11 protein-coding genes and 4 tRNA genes are annotated in these 18,422 nt (G+C 49.6%); 14 read left to right on the top strand and 1 reads right to left on the bottom strand.

Annotated features, from left to right (window positions below):
* Window positions 1–14 precede the first annotated feature (14 nt).
* Complete coding sequence (gene kefC, locus ACXX82_RS09445; RefSeq protein ID WP_458562807.1) at window positions 15–1,853, bottom strand: glutathione-regulated potassium-efflux system protein KefC; 1,839 nt, start codon at window positions 1,851–1,853, stop codon at window positions 15–17.
* Between the two features lie 441 nt (window positions 1,854–2,294).
* On the opposite strand from kefC, the gene ACXX82_RS09440 reads away from it, so the two are divergent.
* From ACXX82_RS09440 to rpoC, 14 genes are all read left to right on the top strand, one after another.
* Complete coding sequence (locus ACXX82_RS09440) at window positions 2,295–3,380, top strand: gamma-glutamyl-gamma-aminobutyrate hydrolase family protein (protein WP_322233959.1); 1,086 nt, start codon at window positions 2,295–2,297, stop codon at window positions 3,378–3,380.
* 190 nt (window positions 3,381–3,570) lie between these two features.
* A tRNA-Tyr gene (locus ACXX82_RS09435) sits at window positions 3,571–3,656 on the top strand.
* A 70-nt stretch (window positions 3,657–3,726) separates the two neighbouring features.
* Window positions 3,727–3,800, top strand: a tRNA-Gly gene (locus tag ACXX82_RS09430).
* 114 nt (window positions 3,801–3,914) lie between these two features.
* Window positions 3,915–3,989: transfer RNA gene (locus tag ACXX82_RS09425), tRNA-Thr, on the top strand.
* A 137-nt stretch (window positions 3,990–4,126) separates the two neighbouring features.
* Entirely contained in the window at window positions 4,127–5,326 is a 1,200-nt protein-coding gene (gene tuf / locus ACXX82_RS09420) for an elongation factor Tu (protein ID WP_205322864.1), read from the top strand.
* A 139-nt stretch (window positions 5,327–5,465) separates the two neighbouring features.
* Window positions 5,466–5,541, top strand: a tRNA-Trp gene (locus ACXX82_RS09415).
* A 39-nt stretch (window positions 5,542–5,580) separates the two neighbouring features.
* The gene (gene secE / locus ACXX82_RS09410; RefSeq protein WP_322233957.1) at window positions 5,581–5,961 is read left to right on the top strand and encodes a preprotein translocase subunit SecE; all 381 of its coding nucleotides are present in this window, start codon (window positions 5,581–5,583) and stop codon (window positions 5,959–5,961) included.
* 71 nt (window positions 5,962–6,032) lie between these two features.
* Window positions 6,033–6,569, top strand: coding sequence for a transcription termination/antitermination protein NusG (gene nusG / locus ACXX82_RS09405; RefSeq protein ID WP_370446503.1), 537 nt, complete (start codon window positions 6,033–6,035; stop codon window positions 6,567–6,569).
* A gap of 221 nt (window positions 6,570–6,790) precedes the next feature.
* Window positions 6,791–7,222, top strand: a complete 432-nt coding sequence (gene rplK, locus ACXX82_RS09400; protein ID WP_168057399.1) for a 50S ribosomal protein L11 — start codon at window positions 6,791–6,793, stop codon at window positions 7,220–7,222.
* The gene (rplA, locus tag ACXX82_RS09395) at window positions 7,222–7,917 is read left to right on the top strand and encodes a 50S ribosomal protein L1 (protein ID WP_322233953.1); all 696 of its coding nucleotides are present in this window, start codon (window positions 7,222–7,224) and stop codon (window positions 7,915–7,917) included. Before rplK ends, rplA begins: the two co-directional genes overlap by 1 nt.
* A 359-nt stretch (window positions 7,918–8,276) precedes the next feature.
* Window positions 8,277–8,813, top strand: coding sequence for a 50S ribosomal protein L10 (rplJ, locus tag ACXX82_RS09390; RefSeq protein ID WP_205322867.1), 537 nt, complete (start codon window positions 8,277–8,279; stop codon window positions 8,811–8,813).
* 84 nt (window positions 8,814–8,897) lie between these two features.
* Window positions 8,898–9,272 (top strand): 50S ribosomal protein L7/L12, encoded by a 375-nt coding sequence (rplL, locus tag ACXX82_RS09385; RefSeq protein ID WP_205322868.1) that lies wholly within the window; start codon window positions 8,898–8,900, stop codon window positions 9,270–9,272.
* 324 nt (window positions 9,273–9,596) lie between these two features.
* Window positions 9,597–13,703, top strand: coding sequence for a DNA-directed RNA polymerase subunit beta (rpoB, locus tag ACXX82_RS09380; protein WP_322233950.1), 4,107 nt, complete (start codon window positions 9,597–9,599; stop codon window positions 13,701–13,703).
* Between the two features lie 204 nt (window positions 13,704–13,907).
* Entirely contained in the window at window positions 13,908–18,149 is a 4,242-nt protein-coding gene (rpoC, locus tag ACXX82_RS09375) for a DNA-directed RNA polymerase subunit beta' (RefSeq protein ID WP_322233949.1), read from the top strand.
* Window positions 18,150–18,422 lie beyond the last annotated feature (273 nt).

Here is an 18,422-nt window from a genome sequence, read left to right as displayed (position 1 = left end):
CCTGCGTTGGCGACTCAGTCGCGCCCATCGTCCGCATCCGGATCCTTGCCTGTTTCACCACCAATTGCAATTTCGTTATTGCGAATCATCTGATCGTGCGCGAACATTTCTTCAAGTTCGGCACGGGCTTGCCTTGCTAACGAAACCCTCTGTTGCTGATCTTTATGATGCGGATAAATATCATGCACGGTTTGTAAATTGTGTGCACGAAATTTTATCGCAGCTTGCTCCGCGCGCGATGGACCGAAGCCCAGTTGTTGTAAAGCTTGTCGACCAAGTTGTAAGGCGGAGTCGAAGGTTTCGCGCTCAATAACAGTGACGCCAAGGTCCATCAAATCGTAATAGTGGGTAATATTGCGTGCACGCGCCGCAATCGGCAGCAAAGGATAAGCGCGACGAACTGCAGCGATCAATCGCAAGCTGCCGTCAATATCATCAATGGCAACTACCAGCAGGCGCGCTTTGGCGACGCCCGCCGTGCGTAACAAATCGATGCGGGTAGCGTCACCGTAAAAAACTTTGAAGCCGAATTTACGTAATAAATCGATCTGATCAGGGTCATGGTCAAGCACCGTCATGCTGACCTGATTGGCGTGCAGCAAGCGTCCTACAATTTGTCCGAAGCGTCCAAACCCAGCAATGATGACAAGATTTTCGTTGTCGTCGATGACGTCATCGGGCCGCTGGCGCGTTGACACAAAATACGGCAAGACGACCTTGTCATAAAAAATTAGCAATAAGGGTGTGGTGACCATTGAGAGCGCCACGACCACCACCAGGAGTGAGGAAGTCTCCTGTGTGAAGACCTTGGCTGCGGCAGCCGCACCAAATACGACGAAAGCAAATTCGCCGCCTTGGGATAGCAATACTGCGAACAAAAATTGTTGGGCTCGGGCGATTTTGAATAGCTTGCTGAGGATATATAGCACGCTTATTTTGATAAGTAAAAAACCTGCGACCAAGCCAAGTACTAACCATGGCTGCGCAAGAAATACGCCGAAATCTACGGACATCCCTACTGCAATAAAAAACAAGCCAAGTAACAAGCCCTTGAAAGGTTCTAGGTCGGTTTCCAAGGCGTGTCGGTATTCAGAATCGGCCAGCAAAACACCAGCTAAAAATGCGCCCAATGCCATCGACATGCCGACCCACTCCATCAGTAATCCAGTCGCGATCACCAGGAGTAAGGCAAATGCCGTGAAAATTTCTCGCAGGCCGGTTTTGGCGATCATGCGTATCAGAGGTCGTACCAAAAAACGGCCACCAAAAATCAGTGTAGCGATTACAGCAACAGCCTTAGCAGCGCTCAGCCAACCGGCATCGCTGCCTTGGACCGCGGCGACCCCTAGCAAGGGAACAATCGCAATCATCGGAATCGCGGCAATATCCTGAAACAACAGTATCGCGAATCCAGCAGAACCTGCAGGCGTGGCTGTCAATTTACGCTCTGACAGCGTGGCGAGCACGATAGCGGTGGATGATAGCGATAACCCAAGCGAGGCGATGAGTGCGGTTTTCCAGTCAACACCAAAGCCGATTGCTGCGCCAAATAGCGCTAGCGTGACGATACCAACCTGCGTACCGCCCCAACCGAAAATTGGCCGCCTCAATGACCACAAACGTTTAGGCTCAAGTTCCAGTCCGATCAAAAAGAGCAGCAGAACTACGCCGAACTCAGAAAAATGCAAAATATCTTCAACGCCATCGATCAGGCGCAGACCCCAAGGTCCGATTACCATACCCGCCAACAGATAACCTAGGACCGCCCCTAGTCCTAGGCGCTTGGCAATCGGTACTGCGACGACAGCTGCGGCCAAATAGATTAATGCATTGAGTAAGAGACTTTTTTCCATTGGCTATGTGTAATTTATTGTGGGACATTTGCACCACGTTGATCGATAGTTGCTCGACGCTGTTCCAAGTGGAATCATGGTATCAAACATCGTGATACCGCGATGATGCCAGAGGTTGTAGGGGTGTTTAGGCCTCAACGCAGAGGTAACGCTTGATCGACCGTTCTATATGCCTAAATATTGCATCAAGCGCTAAATTAAACTAAGTAGGCCTATACTTTGGTAAATAATTTTTTATCCTGCTGGCAAAATTGTATCGCTGGCGCCAGCGCAGTGAGCCAGTTTGCGCGGAAGCGAATGGATCGCTAGAAGTATCAATAAAGTGCTAAGTGGTCAACGTAATAAAGCAATGTAATAACGAGGATTAGCGAAATTTAGCTGCTACGGATAGTTTTGCCCTGGCGATAGTCTACCTACATTCCACTTTAAGTTTTCGACACCATGACCGATAAGAAAAATTCTGAATCAATACCTACCCTTCCTATTGAGCCCCCTGTTATATCCGAAAATGCTTCTGAGCCGCTTGCTGCGTCTCCTGAGCCAGTAACTGCGTCGTCTCCCGCCATGGCAGAAAAAATTATAAAGCCGGCGGAACAACCGACGGTGTATACCAGTTTAGGCCACGCTGGCAGCGCAACTTCTGGCGCTCGAGCAGATGACGCGCCATGGACGCAAACCTGGAAATTGATTGCAGCGCGGGTCCGAGCAATATCGGACAAGGCTGGCCGCAGAATGATGCAGCGTACGCTGAAAATTGGCGTTTCCGCGCGTATATTTCATCCTGAAGAAGGGGCAAAAGGTTTGCGCGGACGGACATTGCAATATCTTGAAGAATCGATTGCACAGTGGGTGATGTCGCGCGACGTACTCGTATTCATGATTCCGACCGTGAACACCAATGGCCTGGTACATCCTAGTAGTATTCGTCTACGTGACTATGCCAAGCATCTGGATGGATTAGTATTGCAAGGTGGTGCAGATGTTTCGCCGCAAAGCTATGCCGAAGCCGCTACCAGACCAGAGTGGGGTGGTGACCGCGTGCGTGACATGTATGAGCTCGAGTTGCTGCACGAATTTATAGAGGCAGGCAAGCCAGTACTGGGCATTTGCCGTGGTTGTCAACTAATCAATGTGGCGTTGGGCGGGACCTTGTATCAGGACATCGCTACCGACGTCCCGACCTCGATCGCCCATGTGAACGATGAATATGATCGTCTACATCACGCGATCCAGTTTCCACCGGGATCGTCGCTGGCGGCCCTATTTGCGTCGGACAGTGATACGCGCAAAGAGTGGGTGGTGAATTCAATTCATCACCAGGCAGTTAAGGATCTTGGTCGCGATCTCTCCGTTGAGGCAGTGTCCGGCGTAGATAACATCACAGAGGCTATCCGCTATCGCAAAGCACCTTTTGTCATGGGTTTGCAATGGCATCCCGAATTCCACCGTGCAGGTGGTCCAGAATTGCTCGATTGCACGCCAATATTGGATGGATTTTTGCGGGCAGCGCGGGAAACGCGTTTCTAAAATACACATTCGCAAGAAATATCATTATATTTTGATGTAGCGCTTGTCTATTTGAAAATCTTCGTTGTATACTGTTGGGCTTGGCTTTCAGCGATAAAGCTGTTTAATGCATTATGAAACTAATTCATAAGAAATTATCGGTAGTGGTTGACAAAGTCAGGAAGTTTCACTATAGTTTTGGGTTCCGTGCGGAGGGGTGGTCGAGTGGTTAATGGCAGCAGACTGTAAATCTGCCCTCTTGCGAGTACGCTGGTTCGAATCCAGCCCCCTCCACCATTGCCGGAAATAGTGAAGTAGTACTGTTGTGCAGAGTAAGTAAAAATGTTGTGGTTGAAGAAATGATCTCGCGGGTGTAGCTCAATGGTAGAGCAGAAGCCTTCCAAGCTTACGACGAGGGTTCGATTCCCTTCACCCGCTCCAGTTCAGTAAAAAGTTTGGCATTACAGATTTAGTAGTACATGAGTTGCAAGTAAATGGTTTTCAAGTTTATAAGTTGAACGTGCCACTGTGAGTTTTCGGTGTACGGGCAGCATAGCCCTTGTAGCTCAGTGGTAGAGCACTCCCTTGGTAAGGGAGAGGCCACGTGTTCGATCCACGTCAAGGGCACCAGCTATACAGTTTGTTTGCAGTGCCCGAATCAGTGTGAAGTTAGCGCTGTGTTCTCTGGATTAGTCAATCGTAGTATTCAATGCAATGCAGTCGGGCGCGTGCCTGAACATTCTCATCAAATCTTTAGGAGTTCCAAGATGGCAAAAAGTAAATTTGAGCGGACCAAGCCGCACGTGAATGTGGGTACGATTGGCCACGTTGATCATGGTAAAACTACACTGACTGCGGCGATTTCTAAAGTGCTGACCAAGAAATTCGGCGGCGACATGCGCGATTTCAGCACGATTGACTCTGCCCCGGAAGAGCGTGCACGCGGTATTACTATTAATACTTCGCACGTAGAATACGAAACAGCGAATCGCCATTACGCGCACGTTGACTGCCCAGGCCATGCTGATTATGTTAAAAACATGATTACTGGTGCTGCTCAGATGGACGGTGCGATTCTGGTTTGTTCTGCTGCTGATGGTCCAATGCCGCAAACGCGTGAGCACATCCTGTTGGCGCGTCAAGTTGGTGTGCCATACGTCATTGTGTTTCTGAATAAAGTAGACATGGTTGACGACGCTGAGTTGCTCGAGCTGGTTGAAATGGAAGTGCGTGAGTTATTGAGCAAGTACGATTTCCCAGGCGACGATCTGCCAATCATCCAGGGTTCAGCGAAGCTGGCGCTGGAAGGCGACACAGGTCCGTTGGGCGAAGAAGCGATCATGAAACTGGCCGATGCGTTGGATAGCTACATTCCAACCCCGGAGCGCGCAGTTGACGGTGCTTTCTTGCTGCCAGTGGAAGACGTATTCTCGATCTCCGGTCGCGGTACTGTTGTGACTGGTCGTATTGAGCGTGGTATTGTGAAAGTTGGCGAAGAGCTGGAAATCATCGGCATCCGCGACACACAAAAAACGACCTGTACTGGTGTTGAAATGTTCCGTAAGTTGCTAGACCAAGGTCAAGCTGGCGATAACGTCGGTGTGTTGTTGCGCGGTACCAAGCGTGAAGACGTTGAGCGTGGTCAAGTCTTGGCCAAGCCAGGTTCGATCAAGCCACACAAGCATTTCACTGGCGAGATCTATGTGTTGTCGAAAGATGAAGGCGGCCGTCATACACCGTTCTTCAACAACTATCGTCCACAGTTCTATTTCCGTACCACGGACGTCACTGGTTCGATCGCTTTGCCAGAAGGCAAAGAAATGGTCATGCCGGGCGATAACGTGTCGATCACTGTGATGTTGATCAACCCAATCGCGATGGAAGAAGGCTTGCGCTTCGCTATTCGTGAAGGTGGTCGTACAGTTGGCGCGGGTGTTGTTGCCAAGATCCTGCCAGATCCACAATAAGTTAGCTGAACGCGCCGCAATTCTGGATTTATCCGTCTTGCGGCGTTGATGTCTCAGCAAATAGTGGTTGTAAAAGTAGTGAGTAGTAGAGTCTAGAGTGAGTTAAGAAGCCAGATAACTCATGGTAATGTTAAGCGTTAGGGGTGTAGCTCAATTGGCAGAGCGCCGGTCTCCAAAACCGGAGGTTGGGGGTTCGATGCCCTCCGCCCCTGCCACCGATTTAGGTGTAGGGTACTGAAAGTATAAATCCAAGTATGTCTAACCACCCTGTGCAAACAGTCAGCCCATCCGGCGACAAGCTCAAAGTAGTATTGGCAGTATTAGCTGTCGTTGCCGGCATAGTCGGCTTTTATTTTTTGTCGGACAAGCCAAGCTTGGTACGTGCAAGCGTTTTGGTCGCCGGTTTGCTTGTGGCGATTGCCTTGGCATGGACCTCGACGCAAGGTCGTGGTTTTCTGAGTTTCGCGAAAGAAGCTATACGCGAAACTAAAAAGGTGGTCTGGCCTACCCGCAAAGAAGCGATGCAAATTACTGCAATCGTATTTGTCTTTGTTCTGGTGATGGCCATTTTCCTATGGGGCACCGATAAGCTCCTCGAGGTTTTGTTGTACGACGTGATTCTGGGTTGGAAATAATAATGAGCGAAAGCACACAAGACGACGCACAAGCAACGCCGGTCGATGTGACGACACCGGCGTCTGCGCCTATGGGCAAGAAGCGCTGGTATGTTGTGCACGCCTATTCTGGTATGGAAAAAAGCGTCATGCGTGCGCTCACCGAGCGTGCTGAACGTGCCGGTATGCAAGATCAGTTTGGCCAGATTTTGGTGCCAACTGAAGAAGTAATTGAAGTCAAGAACGGTCAAAAATCTGTCACCGAGCGTCGCTTCTTTCCTGGCTATGTTCTGGTTGAAATGGAAATGACTGACGAAACATGGCATTTGGTCAAGAATACGAATAAAGTTACCGGTTTTATTGGTGGCAAGTCAAACAAGCCGACTCCAATTCCACAGCACGAAGTCGACAAAATCATGCAGCAAATGCAAGATGGTGTCGAGAAGCCGCGTCCAAAGGTATTGTATGAAGTCGGCGAGTTAGTGCGTATTAAAGATGGTCCGTTTACAGATTTCAACGGTAACGTTGAAGAAGTGAACTACGAAAAATCGCGCGTGCGCGTGACGGTCACCATTTTTGGTCGTGCCACACCGGTCGAGCTGGAATTTGGGCAGGTCGAAAAAGTTTAATTTTTGAGTCGAATGTTGTTAATCGTCGCAAGGAATGCAGGGCTCGGAAGCAAAGAATTAGTAATACAGAAGTGAGTATTAGAGAAATTTTAGGATGCGCCCAGCGAAGCGCAGTAAGTTAGAAGAACTTGTCAATTCGCTGTTATTAGTAAGAGAGGAGCCCAATTAGGTCAGGCAACTGAGCGAAAAGGCGCTAACACTCAACCAACGTAGGAGCCATCATGGCAAAGAAAATTATTGGTTTTATCAAGCTGCAAGTTCCAGCTGGTAAAGCAAACCCGTCCCCTCCGATCGGTCCAGCACTGGGTCAGCGCGGTCTTAACATTATGGAGTTCTGCAAAGCGTTTAACGCCCAGACTCAAGGTGTTGAGCCAGGTCTGCCAATTCCAGTTGTGATCACAGCATTTGCGGATAAGTCCTTCACGTTCATCATGAAGACGCCTCCTGCAACTATTTTGATCAAAAAAGCAGCTGGTATCACTAAGGGTTCGGCTAAGCCGCATACCGATAAGGTCGGCTCGATTACTCGTCAACAAGCAGAAGATATCGCTACTCAGAAGAAGCCCGACCTCACTGGTGCTGATCTGGAAGCTGCCGTGCGTACTATCGCCGGTTCCGCTCGTTCGATGGGCATCACGGTAGAGGGTCTGTAATGGCTAAGTTAACTAAACGCGTAAAAGCAATCAAAGCAAAAATTGACAGCACCAAGGCTTATCCATTCGATAACGCCATTGTTTTGATCAAAGAATGCGCAACTGCTAAATTCAATGAGTCAATCGATGTCTCCGTCCAATTGGGCGTTGATGCAAAGAAATCGGATCAAGTTGTCCGTGGCTCCGTCGTATTACCAGCTGGTACAGGCAAGAGTGTTCGTGTTGCTGTTTTTGCCTCAGGCGAAAAAGCTGAACAAGCTAAAGCAGCGGGTGCAGATATTGTTGGTATGGAAGACCTGGCTGAGCAAATTAAAGCCGGTAACATGCCTTTCGATATCGTTATCGCTTCGCCAGACACAATGCGTATCGTTGGTACTCTGGGTCAAATCCTAGGGCCACGTGGCCTGATGCCTAACCCAAAAGTCGGTACTGTTACTCCTGACGTTGCTACTGCAGTTAAAAATGCGAAAGCTGGTCAAGTGCAATACCGTACCGACAAAGGCGGTATCATTCACGCAACAATCGGTCGTAAATCGTTCAGCGATGCTGATCTGAAATCGAACCTGTTGGCACTGATCGATGCATTAGCTAAAGCTAAGCCAACAACCAGCAAAGGTGTTTACCTGCGCAAGGTTTCGCTGTCTTCAACGATGGGTGCTGGTATCCGCGTTGAGCAAGCAAGCTTGGTTGCTTAATTACTGAATCAAGTCCTTATGGCGCCGCGAAGGTACAACTTGTACTAGCGCTGGTGATTAAGGCAAATCTTTGGGCTAGATCGTCATCGTCAACGATGGTGGCGGTTTAGACAATCAAAGACCGTTGGGCGGCGTGCATGCAGGTTTATGCACAAAGTTAAAATGTCAGATGATGTTAAGTTGTCTGGACCCCAGCGCAGATGGTGCACCCGAACAAGTTTTGTAGTCTCAACACTGCTGCGTTATTTATAGCGCCCTGGTACTGAACTCCTAACTTCGGACGCCGTGTTCGAACCGATGTGAGGTGAGTAGCCACTTGCGGCTATGTTGTTACTGAGCATCATTTATGGAGGTTGATCTTGAGTCTCAATCTGAATGACAAAAAGGCCGTTGTAGCCGAAGTTTCTGCAAAAGTGAAAGCTGCGCAGACTATCGTCTTGGCCGAATACCGTGGCATCCAGGTTAGTCACTTGACGCAACTGCGCGCCAATGCGCGTACCCAAGGGGTGTACTTGCGTGTATTGAAAAATACATTAGCACGTCGTGCCGTTGAAGGTACCGCTTTTGCTGAACTCGCAAACGAAATGACCGGTCCGTTGATCTATTCGATCTCGGTTGATGCCGTTGCTGCTGCTAAAGTCCTTGCTGACTTTGCAAAAACCAACGACAAACTGGTCCTCAAAGCGGGTAACTTCGCTGGCAAATCGCTTGATAAAGCGGCTGTCGTAGCGTTGGCAAATATCCCAAGTCGTGAAGTTCTGCTGGCCCAGGTTGTGGGCATGATGCAAGCTCCGATATCCGGATTTGTGCGTGGTTTGGCTGCTTTGGCAGCGAAAAAAGAAGCCGACGCTGGCGTTGTTGCCGGCGAAGTTGCAGTCGAAGAAGTAGCCGCTTAATTTCATAGTTAAGGTGCATTTCGACGCTTTTTTCAGCGTTAGTACTAATTAGATGTTGTTATCAAATAAATTTAGGAGTTTCACATGGCACTTGACAAAGACGCAATCCTGGACGCAGTTGGCGCCCTGACCGTTTTGGAATTGAATGACCTGGTTAAGGCATTCGAAGAGAAGTTTGGCGTTTCGGCTGCAGCTGTTGCTGTTGCTGGCGGCGCTGCTGGCGGTGGCGCTGCTGCTGCTGAAGAGCAAACTGAATTCACAGTTATCCTGACTGAATTCGGCGCGAACAAAGTTGGCGTAATTAAGGCAGTTCGTGAAATCACTGGTCTGGGCTTGAAAGAAGCTAAAGACCTGGTTGACGGCGCACCGAAGCCAGTTAAAGAAGCTGTCTCTAAAGCAGATGCTGAAGCCGCACAGAAGAAATTGGTTGAAGCTGGCGCGAAAGCGGAAATCAAGTAATTCTGATTTCACAGTGCGCCTCCGTCAAGGAGGTGCAGGAGTCAAAGTGCAGAATCCCCCGAAAGTGGGGGTTCGGCTTTGGCTCCTTTGTCGTTTTCAATTTTATTGTTGTTATAAGTTTTACTCGTTGAACCAGGTTAGCTCTTGACCGGTTTATAGCGTTCTTTTTGCAGCCAAGCTCGAAGGGCTGAGACTTGAGGTTTCGTAGCTGTTGGGTTTTATAGTTTGTCTTAACGGTTAATCAATTTGGTTAGCCGGGAGATATATCTATCTAACTTATCGAATCCTGAATTCTCTATCCTTCCTGTCACTCACGGAGTGTCCATGCATTACTCATTTACTGAGAAAAAACGCATTCGCAAATCTTTTGCGAAACGTGCGAATGTTCATCAAGTTCCGTTCCTGCTGGCGACCCAGCTCGAGTCGTATCTGGGCTTTTTGCAGCAAGACAAAGTACCGTCTCAACGCAAAAACGAGGGCTTGCAATCTGCCTTCTCGTCCATTTTTCCTATCGTTTCGCACAATGGATTTGCGCGTCTCGAATTCCTGTCGTACGTCCTCGGTGATCCACCGTTCGATGTCAAGGAATGTCAACAACGTGGATTGACGTTCGCGTCGCCTCTGCGTGCCAAGGTGCGATTGGTTATTCTTGATAAAGAATCTCCAACTAAACCGGTTGTTAAAGAAATGAAAGAGCAAGAAGTTTACATGGGCGAATTGCCTTTGATGACAACTACTGGCTCGTTTGTGATTAATGGTACTGAACGTGTCATCGTGTCGCAGTTGCATCGTTCGCCTGGTGTGTTCTTTGAACATGACCGCGGCAAAACGCACTCGTCCGGTAAATTGTTATTCTCGGCCCGTATCATTCCTTACCGCGGTTCATGGCTTGACTTCGAATTCGATCCTAAAGACATCTTGTTCTTCCGTGTCGACCGTCGTCGTAAGATGCCTGTCACGATCCTGCTAAAAGCAATTGGTATGTCGGTCGAGCAGATTCTGGCTAATTTCTTTGTATTCGACAATTTCGCATTGCGCAATGAAGGCGCAGAGATGGAGTTCGTTGCTGAGCGCTTGCGTGGTGAAGTTGCGCGTTTCGATATCGTTGATAAAGCTGGCAACGCATTGGTCGCCAAAGACAAGCGTATCAATTCGAAGCATGTTCGCGACATCGAAGCTGCTGGTATTAAGAATATCTCGGTTCCGGAAGATTACTTGTTGGGCCGCGTTTTGGCGCGCAACATTATCGATGAAGATACCGGCGAAGTAGTTGCCAACGCGAACGACGAGTTGACTGAAGAATTGCTGGCAAAGTTACGCGAAGCTGATATCGCTGCTATCCAGACGTTGTACACCAATGATCTGGATCAAGGCGGATACATATCGCAAACGCTGCGCAGTGACGACACTAACGATCAGATGGCGGCTAAAGTTGCTATCTATCGCATGATGCGTCCTGGTGAACCGCCAACTGAAGATTCAGTTGAAGCGTTGTTCAACGGCCTGTTCTACAACGAAGATCGTTACGATCTGTCGGCTGTTGGTCGTATGAAGTTCAATCGTCGTATTGGTCGTGATGAGTTGACCGGCGCGATGACGTTGTCGAACGAAGATGTGTTGGCTGTCATTAAGATTTTGGTTGAGTTGCGCAATGGTCGCGGCGAAGTCGATGACATCGATCACTTAGGTAATCGTCGTGTGCGTTGCGTCGGAGAATTGGCAGAAAATCAATTCCGTGCTGGTTTGGTGCGGGTTGAGCGCGCGGTCAAGGAACGTTTGGGCCAAGCTGAAGCTGATAATTTGATGCCGCATGATCTGATCAACTCCAAGCCGATTTCGGCCGCAATTCGTGAGTTCTTTGGTTCGTCGCAGTTGTCGCAGTTTATGGATCAAACCAATCCGTTGTCGGAAATCACCCACAAGCGCCGTATTTCGGCACTTGGGCCCGGTGGTTTGACGCGTGAACGTGCTGGTTTTGAAGTACGTGACGTGCATCCAACTCACTATGGCCGTGTGTGCCCGATTGAGACACCGGAAGGTCCGAACATTGGACTGATCAACTCCTTGGCGTTGTATGCGCGTTTGAATGAGTACGGTTTCCTTGAAACACCATACCGCAAGGTTGTTGACAGCAAAATCACTGAACAAGTCGATTTCCTGTCCGCGATTGAAGAAGGTCGTTACATCATCGCTCAGGCGAATGCGACCATCGACAAATCGGGCAAGTTGTCGGATGAATTGGTTTCGGCGCGTGAAGCGGGTGAAACAATTCTGGTATCGCCCGAACGTGTTCAATACATGGACGTGGCAACCGGTCAGGTGGTTTCGGTAGCTGCTTCGTTGATTCCATTCCTGGAACACGATGATGCGAACCGTGCGTTGATGGGCGCCAACATGCAGCGTCAGGCAGTTCCTTGCTTGCGTCCGGAAACGGCACTGGTTGGTACCGGTATCGAGCGTACTGTGGCGATTGACTCTGGCACTACGGTGCAAGCGTTGCGCGGCGGTATTGTGGATTACGTCGATGCTGGCCGTGTGGTGATTCGGGTCAATGATGAAGAAGCGTTGGCTGGTGAAGTCGGTGTTGATATTTACAACCTGATCAAATACACCCGCTCGAATCAAAACACCAACATCAATCAGCGGCCTATCGTTGAAGTCGGTGATCGCGTTGCTAAGCTTGACGTTATCGCTGATGGTGCATCGACTGACCTGGGTGAGTTGGCTCTTGGTCAAAACATGCTCGTGGCATTTATGCCATGGAACGGTTATAACTTCGAAGATTCGATTCTGATCTCTGAAAAAGTTGTTGCTGATGATCGTTACACGTCGATCCATATCGAAGAGTTATCGGTTGTGGCACGTGATACCAAGCTGGGCGCCGAAGAAATCACGCGTGACATCTCGAACCTGGCCGAAAATCAGCTAGCGCGTCTGGATGAAGCAGGGATTGTTTATATCGGTGCAGAAGTTGAAGCTGGCGATACATTGGTTGGTAAAGTTACACCTAAAGGTGAAACGCAACTAACACCAGAAGAAAAACTGCTGCGTGCGATTTTTGGTGAAAAAGCGTCAGACGTAAAAGATACTTCGTTGCGCGTGCCATCGGGCATGGTCGGTACCGTTATCGACGTGCAAGTATTTACACGCGAAGGTATTGTGCGCGACAAACGTGCGCAGCAAATTATCGATGACGAACTGAAGCGCTATCGTCTCGACCTGAACGATCAGTTGCGGATTGTTGAAGGCGATGCCTTTGAACGTCTAGAGCGTATGTTGATCGGCAAGGTCGTCAATGGTGGTCCTAAGAAATTGGCCAAAGGCGCCAAGTTGACCAAGGAATACCTGGCTGACCTGGATAAATACCATTGGTTTGATATCCGTCCATCGGACGATCCGACTGCTATCGCGCTGGAAGCGATCAAAGAATCGATCGCCGAGAAACGTCATCAGTTTGATCTGGCATTCGAAGAAAAGCGTAAGAAGCTGACTCAAGGCGATGAGTTGCAGCCTGGCGTGCAAAAAATGGTCAAGGTTTACCTGGCTGTTAAGCGTCGTCTGCAACCTGGCGACAAGATGGCGGGTCGCCACGGTAACAAGGGTGTGGTGTCACGCATTCTGCCTATCGAAGACATGCCGCATATGGCAGATGGTACGCCAGCTGACATCGTATTGAACCCGCTGGGCGTTCCGTCACGAATGAACATCGGTCAGGTGCTGGAAGTCCATTTGGGTTGGGCTGCAAAAGGTCTGGGTCTGCGTATCGGCGAAATGCTGAAGGCGCAAACTGCGATTGCTGAGCTGCGTCAGTTCCTCAACACGATTTATAACGAATCGGGCAAAGTTGAAGATCTGGACAGCATGAGCGACGACGAGATATTGCGTTTGGCCGCAAACCTGAAAAAAGGTGTGACTTTCGCAACGCCGGTATTTGATGGCGCGAACGAAGCCGAAATCAACCGTATGTTGAATCTGGCTTATCCAGATGCTGTTGCTAAGCAACTTGGCATGACGCCATCGAAGAATCAGGTCACGATGTATGACGGTCGTACTGGTGAAGCGTTTGAGCGTAGTGTCACCGTTGGCTATATGCATTACCTGAAACTGCACCATCTGGTCGACGACAAGATGCATGCACGTTCCACCGGTCCTTACTCGCTGGTTACTCAGCAACCGTTGGGTGGTAAAGCGCAATTCGGTGGTCAGCGCTTCGGTGAGATGGAAGTTTGGGCATTGGAAGCGTACGGCGCATCGTATGTACTGCAAGAAATGCTGACAGTTAAATCAGACGACGTGAACGGTCGTACTAAGGTCTATGAAAACTTGGTCAAGGGTGACCATGTTATCGAAGCCGGTATGCCGGAATCTTTCAACGTGCTGTTGAAAGAAATCCGTTCGCTAGGTATTGATATGGATCTCGATCGCGACTAAAGCGGTTTCGATTTTGATCCATTGTGGGACAGGGTTTATGCGGCTGACTACTAAAATAGGCGCCAAATGACCCTGTCCCACAACTGATTCAACTAGCAGCTAAAAGGTCGGTGAAAGTTGCCCCCTCATTTGTGAATAATGAGAGAAACAGCCCACCGTACTAATAAAAGAATTTAGTTTTTTCACGCCAACCTGGAGTGATACATGAAAGCACTGCTCGATTTATTCAAGCAAGTTCAGCAAAATGAACAGTTCGACGCAATCAAAATTGGCCTCGCGTCGCCAGATAAAATCCGTTCATGGTCTTATGGCGAAGTAAAAAAGCCAGAAACCATCAACTATCGTACCTTTAAGCCTGAGCGCGATGGTCTGTTTTGCGCCAAGATTTTTGGCCCAATCAAAGACTACGAATGCCTGTGTGGTAAGTACAAGCGTCTGAAGCATCGCGGTGTAATCTGCGAAAAGTGTGGTGTTGAAGTCACGCTGGCAAAAGTGCGTCGTGAGCGCATGGGCCACATTGAATTGGCATCGCCAACTGCACATATCTGGTTCCTGAAATCGTTGCCGTCACGTCTGGGTATGGTCCTCGACATGACGTTGCGGGATATCGAACGCGTTCTCTATTTTGAAGCGTACGTTATTACTGATCCAGGCATGACGCCGCTGAAGCGTTGCCAGATTATGTCGGAAGACGACTACGCAGCTAAATACGAAGAATACGGTGATGACTTCACGGCATTCATGGGCGCCGAAGGTATCCGTGAATTGCTGCGCGCGATCGATATTGATCGCGAAGCTGAAACTTTGCGTCAAGACTTGAAAGATTCCAAGTCAGAAGCCAAAATCAAGAAATATTCCAAGCGTCTAAAAGTGCTGGAAGCATTCCAGCGTTCGGGTATTAAGCCGGACTGGATGATCATGGAAGTGTTGCCAGTGCTGCCGCCAGAATTGCGTCCGCTGGTACCGCTGGATGGTGGTCGTTTCGCCACTTCTGATCTGAACGATCTTTATCGTCGCGTCATCAACCGTAACAATCGTCTAAAGCGCCTGATGGAATTGCGCGCGCCGGAAATCATTACGCGTAATGAAAAACGGATGTTGCAGGAAGCTGTCGATTCGTTGCTGGATAACGGTCGTCGCGGTAAGGCAATGACTGGCGCCAACAAGCGTCCGCTGAAGTCATTGGCTGAGATGATTAAGGGTAAGGGCGGTCGTTTCCGTCAAAACTTGTTGGGTAAGCGCGTCGATTACTCTGGTCGTTCAGTGATCGTGGTTGGTCCACAACTGAAATTGCATCAGTGCGGTTTGCCGAAATTGATGGCCTTGGAACTATTCAAGCCATTCATTTTTAACAAACTTGAAGTAATGGGCATTGCAAGCACCATCAAGGCAGCCAAGAAGGAAGTTGAAAATCAAACTTCCGTGGTGTGGGATATTCTGGAAGAAGTGATCCGTGAACATCCGGTCATGTTGAACCGCGCGCCTACATTGCATCGTTTGGGTATCCAGGCGTTTGAGCCGGTCCTGATCGAAGGTAAAGCGATTCAGCTGCATCCATTGGTCTGCGCTGCGTTTAACGCCGACTTTGACGGTGACCAAATGGCGGTCCACGTTCCACTGTCGATCGAAGCACAGATGGAGGCACGTACGCTGATGCTGGCGTCGAACAACATTCTGTTCCCATCGAACGGCGAACCGTCGATCGTTCCTTCGCAAGATATCGTGCTGGGTCTGTACTACGCTACTCGCGAACAGATCAACGGTAAGAACGAAGGCATGATGTTCCCGGATGTTTCAGAGGCGATCCGTGCGTATGACAACAAGGAAGTCGAACTGACAACCCGTGTCACCGTCCGTATTACCGAGTATCCGAAGGACTTGGTCACGGGCGAGTTCGTCAAGACCATCAAGCGTTACGAAACGACCGTTGGCCGTGCGATCCTGTCAGAAATTCTGCCTAAGGGTCTGCCATTCACCGTTCTGAACCGTGCGTTGAAGAAAAAAGAAATTTCAAAGCTGATCAACACTTCGTTTCGTAAGTGTGGTTTGCGTGCGACCGTTGTCTTTGCCGATCAACTGATGCAGTCGGGTTTCCGTTTGGCGACGCGTGCCGGTATCTCGATCTGCGTGGACGACATGTTGGTCCCGCCACAAAAAGTGACATTGATCGCTACTGCAGAACAAGAAGTCAAACAGATCGAACAGCAATATTCGTCCGGTTTGGTTACTGCTGGCGAGCGCTATAACAAAGTGGTTGATATCTGGGGCAAAGCCGGTGATGACGTCGGTAAAGCCATGATGGAACAGCTGAAGGTTGAAGACGTCGTTCGCCGCGACGGCACCCAAGGTACGCAAGAGTCGTTCAACGCCATTTACATGATGGCCGACTCCGGTGCACGTGGTTCCGCAGCACAGATTCGTCAGTTGGCTGGTATGCGTGGTTTGATGGCAAAACCGGATGGTTCGATTATCGAAACGCCGATTACCGCGAACTTCCGCGAAGGTCTGAACGTTTTGCAGTACTTTATTTCCACCCATGGTGCGCGTAAAGGCTTGGCAGATACTGCGTTGAAGACAGCAAACTCGGGTTACCTGACGCGTCGTCTGGTTGACGTGACCCAAGATTTGGTTGTGATCGAAGATGATTGCGGCACGTCAAACGGTGCAGTCATGAAGGCGATGGTTGAGGGCGGTGAAGTGATCGAAGCGTTGCGTGACCGTATCCTTGGCCGTGTTGCTGCGAATGACATCGTGAATCCTGAAACGCAGGCAACGTTGTACGAATCCGGTACATTGCTTGACGAAGACTCCGTCGAAGAAATCGAACGTCTGGGTATTGACGAAGTGAAAGTTCGCACGCCGCTGACTTGTGACACACGCTATGGCCTGTGCGCACAATGTTACGGTCGGGATCTGGGACGTGGTTCATTGGTTAACGCCGGTGAAGCAGTCGGAGTGATCGCGGCGCAGTCGATTGGTGAGCCAGGTACCCAGCTGACGATGCGTACGTTCCACATTGGTGGAGCGGCATCGCGTGCAGCTGTCGCGTCTAGTGTTGAAGCCAAGTCGAACGGTGTGGTGCGCTTTACGGCAACCATGCGTTACGTCACTAACGGTAAGGGCGAGCTAATCGTTATTTCCCGTTCCGGCGAAGTGTTGATTACTGATGACCATGGTCGTGAGCGTGAACGTCATAAAGTGCCTTACGGCGCAACGATGATCGTTAATGACGGTATGACGATCAAGGCTGGTGCAACATTGGCAACGTGGGATCCGCTGACACGTCCGATCATTACCGAGTACACCGGTACTGTGAAGTTCGAAAACGTTGAAGAAGGTTCAACCGTTGCACGTCAGATCGATGAAGTAACCGGTCTGTCGACATTGGTTGTTATCGATGCCAAGCGTCGTGGCTCTGTGACTAAAACTGTTCGTCCGCAAGTTAAATTGCTGAATGAACAAGAACAAGAAGTGAAGATATCCGGCACTGAACACGCTGTGACGATTGGTTTCCAGGTCGGTGCGCTGATTACCGTGAAAGATGGTCAGCAAGTACACGTTGGTGAAGTACTGGCGCGTATCCCGACTGAATCGCAAAAAACACGTGACATTACCGGTGGTCTGCCGCGTGTTGCTGAGTTGTTTGAAGCGCGTTCACCGAAAGATGCTGGTATGTTGGCTGAGGTTACCGGTACCGTGGCATTCGGTAAAGAAACCAAGGGTAAACAACGTCTGGAAATCACAGACATGGACGGCAACAAGCATGAGTTCTTGATTACTAAGGACAAACAAGTGCTGGTCCATGATGGTCAAGTGGTGAACAAGGGTGAAATGATTGTTGACGGCCCAGCCGATCCACAAGACATTCTGCGCTTGCTGGGTATTGAAGCATTGGCGCGTTACATCGTTGACGAAGTGCAGGATGTGTATCGTCTGCAGGGCGTGAAGATCAATGACAAACACATCGAAGTAATCGTTCGTCAGATGTTGCGTCGCGTGCAAATTGTTGATGCTGGCGATGCTAATTACATCACTGGTGAACAAGTTGAGCGTTCAGAGTTGCTCGATGAGAACGATCGCGTGATTGCTTCCGGCAAGATTCCGGCAACTTACGAAAACGTATTGTTGGGTATTACCAAAGCATCGTTGTCGACCGACTCGTTCATTTCGGCAGCATCGTTCCAGGAGACTACTCGTGTCCTGACTGAGGCTGCGATCATGGGCAAACGCGATGGTCTGCGCGGTCTGAAAGAGAACGTCATTGTTGGTCGTCTGATCCCGGCTGGTACGGGTCTGGCATTCCACCGTGCACGTAAGGAAAAAGACACGTGGGAAGCGGAAGAGCGCACTGCGTTGCTGCAATCTGAGCAACAGGCGCGTAACCTTCAGGCTGAAGCGGAAGTGCACGCAGCGGAAACACTGGGAACGACTGACGGCGAAGCTTAATTCGTTAGCATCGTTTCAATAGAAAACGGCACCGAAGATATTCTTCGGTGCCGTTTTTATTTGTGCGTACCCAACGGTGTTTCTTGCGCTGTACCGGAATAGAAAAGTGGGGCTGTGAAGTTGTGGCTAACTTCTCTGGTTTTCCGACCGCTGGTGGTCAAGTATCGTGGAGGTGGAAAGACGCTGCAATGCCCCATTTATGCCGTTGGGCCGGTAGGTTGATGCGGAGCGGGTATTTGGCTAGGACGATGGTAAAAGTAGGATTACAGAGTC

This window comes from Glaciimonas sp. GNP009 (genome assembly GCF_054343755.1).
Note: the sequence above shows the minus strand (reverse complement) of the source record. Positions and strands in the feature narration are given on the sequence as shown.

Excerpts from the sequence above, each read along its gene's own strand:
- kefC (WP_458562807.1), bottom strand. The coding sequence starts at position 1,853 with ATGGAAAAAAGTCTCTTACTCAATGCATTAATCTATTTGGCCGCAGCT.
- ACXX82_RS09440 (WP_322233959.1), top strand. The coding sequence starts at position 2,295 with ATGACCGATAAGAAAAATTCTGAATCAATACCTACCCTTCCTATTGAG.
- tuf (WP_205322864.1), top strand. The coding sequence starts at position 4,127 with ATGGCAAAAAGTAAATTTGAGCGGACCAAGCCGCACGTGAATGTGGGT.
- secE (WP_322233957.1), top strand. The coding sequence starts at position 5,581 with ATGTCTAACCACCCTGTGCAAACAGTCAGCCCATCCGGCGACAAGCTC.
- nusG (WP_370446503.1), top strand. The coding sequence starts at position 6,033 with ATGGGCAAGAAGCGCTGGTATGTTGTGCACGCCTATTCTGGTATGGAA.
- rplK (WP_168057399.1), top strand. The coding sequence starts at position 6,791 with ATGGCAAAGAAAATTATTGGTTTTATCAAGCTGCAAGTTCCAGCTGGT.
- rplA (WP_322233953.1), top strand. The coding sequence starts at position 7,222 with ATGGCTAAGTTAACTAAACGCGTAAAAGCAATCAAAGCAAAAATTGAC.
- rplL (WP_205322868.1), top strand. The coding sequence starts at position 8,898 with ATGGCACTTGACAAAGACGCAATCCTGGACGCAGTTGGCGCCCTGACC.
- rpoB (WP_322233950.1), top strand. The coding sequence starts at position 9,597 with ATGCATTACTCATTTACTGAGAAAAAACGCATTCGCAAATCTTTTGCG.
- rpoC (WP_322233949.1), top strand. The coding sequence starts at position 13,908 with ATGAAAGCACTGCTCGATTTATTCAAGCAAGTTCAGCAAAATGAACAG.